This window comes from Citrobacter sp. wls827, assembly GCF_005280875.1.
GTDB lineage: Bacteria > Pseudomonadota > Gammaproteobacteria > Enterobacterales > Enterobacteriaceae > Citrobacter > Citrobacter youngae.
On record NZ_SZWR01000037.1, the window covers coordinates 84,915 to 86,070 of the forward strand.

Annotated in this window: 2 protein-coding genes; both read right to left on the reverse strand. The window is 57.1% G+C overall.

Going from position 1 to position 1,156, the window contains the following annotated elements; translation table 11 throughout:
- Window positions 1-434, reverse strand: a 434-nt coding sequence (locus FDX03_RS23820; RefSeq protein ID WP_249357152.1) for an ROK family protein, incomplete at its 3' end; no start/stop codon positions are given.
- Window positions 431-1,120 (reverse strand): N-acetylmannosamine-6-phosphate 2-epimerase, encoded by a 690-nt coding sequence (locus FDX03_RS22445; protein WP_137346601.1) that lies wholly within the window; start codon window positions 1,118-1,120, stop codon window positions 431-433. The genes FDX03_RS22445 and FDX03_RS23820, both read right to left, overlap by 4 nt.
- Between the last annotated feature and the right edge of the window lie 36 nt (window positions 1,121-1,156).

A 1,156-nucleotide genomic window follows, 5' to 3' on the forward strand; every position in this document is an offset into this window, starting at 1 on the left:
GTTAACAACTTTCCGTTGCTAACCACGCCGCCACCAACACCGGTCGATACAGTAATAAACGCCATATCGTGGTATTTCCCGCCAAGTGCATGATATTCAGCCCACGCAGCGGCCTGTGCGTCATTCACCGCCAACGTCGGTAGACCGGTGAATGACTCCAGCGTTTGCACCAGCGGGAAATGCATCAATCCCCCCAGATTTAATGGATTCAGTGCCAGGAGCGCACCCTCACGGATGATGCCGGTTGAGGCAATCGCCACGCGCTGAGCCTGTGCCAGCAACGGCTCAATCAGCGCTTCCAGAGCAGCTCGCAGCGCTTGTGGTGTTTTGCTGGCGGGTGTCGGAAGTTCGTGACGGTCACGCATTTGCAGGCGACCATCAACCAGTGCAGCGGCCAGTTTAGTACCGCCGATATCAATCGCCAGGGTGGTCATAGCGCGGCCTTTTTCATCGCCGTGGTGTACCACTGGCAAATGTGTTCCAGTCGGGTAATAGCAGAACCCACTGTCACCGCCCAGGCCCCGTGGCGCATGGATTCAGCTGCTTGTGCTGGCGTGTTATAACGTCCTTCGGCAATCACCCGACACCCGGCATCACGTAACGCTTTCACCAGCGCCAGATCCGGCTCATCTGGTGTTTCTGGTGTCGTATAACCCGACAGCGTCGTACCAATAATTTCCGCGCCGAGTTGCTGGCAGGCCAGGCCGTCTTCCAGCGACGAACAGTCGGCCATGGCCAGACAGTGATGTTGATGAATTCGTGCCAACAGTGCGGCGACGGGAACAGGACGCACGCGGTCTGTACCATCAATCGCTATAATGTCAGCTCCCGCCTGCGCCAACGCATCGACATCATCTAAAAATGCAGTGATGCGTACAGGGGAGTCAGCAAGATCGCGTTTCAGAATACCTATAATTGGCAGCGAAACGACCGCCCGGGTCGCCTGCAGGTTTTCCACGCCTTCAATACGCAGCGCCACCGCACCAGCCTGCTCGGCTGCCAGCGCCATGGCGGCGACAATTTCAGGTTTATCCAGCGGGCTGTCAGGAACGGGCTGGCAGGAGACAATCAGTCCGCCATCAGCGGCAATCTTTTTATCCAGTAGCTCAAGTAACGACATACATCTTCCCTTTCGAAGCTTGCCCGGCTCAACGCC

What these genes read in the sequence shown, in the direction of transcription:
- FDX03_RS22445 (WP_137346601.1), bottom strand. Translation starts at nt 1,120, where the DNA reads ATGTCGTTACTTGAGCTACTGGATAAAAAGATTGCCGCTGATGGCGGA.